Genomic DNA, 1,654 nt, shown 5'->3' with positions numbered 1-1,654 from the left:
GCGACGCGGACGTCATGCCGCTCGCGGGCCGCGCGACGAAGACGATCGATCTCGGCGGCCGCGGCGTGCTGCCCGGCCTGATCGACAACCACTGCCACGTGATTCGCGGCGGACTGAACTACAACATGGAACTGCGCTGGGACGGCGTGCCGTCGCTCGCGGTCGCGATGGAGATGCTCAAGCGTCAGGTCGCCGTGACGCCCGCGCCGCAGTGGGTGCGCGTGGTCGGCGGCTTCACCGAACATCAGTTCGTGGAGAAGCGGCTGCCGACGATCGACGAACTCAATGCAGTCGCGCCGGACACCCCGGTGTTCATCCTGCACCTGTACGACCGCGCGTTGCTGAACGCGGCGGCGCTGCGGGTGGTCGGCTATACGAAGGACACGCCGGAGCCGCCGGGCGGCACCATCCTGCGCGATGCCGCCGGCAACCCGACCGGCCTGCTGCTCGCGAACCCGAACGCGACGATCCTCTACGCGACGCTCGCGAAGGGGCCGAAGTTGCCGTTCGAGTATCAGTACAACTCGACGCGCCATTTCATGCGCGAGCTGAACCGGCTGGGCGTGACCGGCGTGATCGACGCGGGCGGCGGGTCGCAGAATTATCCGGAGGATTACGAAGTGATCCGCAAGCTGCACGACGCGGGCGAGATGACGATCCGGATCGCGTACAACCTGTTCACGCAGAAGCCGAACGCGGAGAAGGAAGACTTCGTGAACTGGACGAAGAGCGTCAAGTACCACGACGGCACCGACTACTTCCGCAATAACGGCGCGGGCGAGATGCTGGCGTTTTCCGCGGCCGACTTCGAAGACTTCCGCGTCGCGCGTCCGGACCTGCCCGAGCAGATGGAGGACGATCTCGAAGGCGTCGTGCGCGTGCTCGCGGAAAACCGCTGGCCGTGGCGCATGCACGCGACCTACGACGAAACCATCAGCCGCGCGCTCGACGTGTTCGAGAAGGTCGACAAGGACATCCCGCTCGAAGGGCTGAACTGGTTCTTCGATCACGCGGAAACGATCACCGAGCAATCGATGGACCGGATCGCCGCGCTCGGCGGCGGCGTCGCGGTGCAGCACCGGATGGCGTACCAGGGTGAGTACTTCGTCGAGCGCTACGGCGCGCAAGCCGCGGAGGCGACGCCGCCGGTCGCGAAGATGCTCGGCAAGGGGCTCAAGGTGTCGGCCGGCACCGACGCAACGCGCGTCGCGTCGTACAACCCGTGGGTGTCGCTTGCGTGGCTCGTGACGGGCAAGACGATCGGCGGCATGCGCCTGTATCCGCAGCGCAACCTGCTCGATCGCGAAACCGCGCTGCGGATGTGGACCGAGTACGTGACGTGGTTCTCGAACGAGGAAGGCAAGAAAGGACGCATCGCGGTGGGGCAGCTTGCCGACCTGATCGTCCCGGATCGCGATTTCTTCGCGTGTGCGGAAGACGATATCGCCGCCACGACCGCGTTGCTGACGGTGGTCGACGGGAAGATCGTGTGGGGGGCGGGGCCGTTCGCATCGCACGACGCGCCGATTCCGCCGGCGATGCCGGACTGGTCGCCGGTGCGCGAGTTTGGCGGCTACGGCGGCTGGGGCGCGACGCAGCGCAACGGCGCGCCGTTGCAGCGCGCGGCGGCCGCCGCGATGTGCGGCTGCGCGAA

At 67.4% G+C, this 1,654-nt stretch carries 1 protein-coding gene; it reads left to right on the top strand.

Features of this window, described 5'->3' with window-relative positions:
• The coding region (locus WT53_RS25825) for an amidohydrolase (protein ID WP_060262241.1) at positions 1 to 1,654 on the top strand (1,654 nt) is incomplete at both ends.

This window comes from Burkholderia sp. MSMB2157WGS (assembly GCF_001532755.1).
Classification (GTDB): domain Bacteria; phylum Pseudomonadota; class Gammaproteobacteria; order Burkholderiales; family Burkholderiaceae; genus Burkholderia.
The sequence above is the reverse complement of the archived record's forward strand: the minus strand, read 5'-3'. Positions and strand labels throughout refer to the sequence as shown.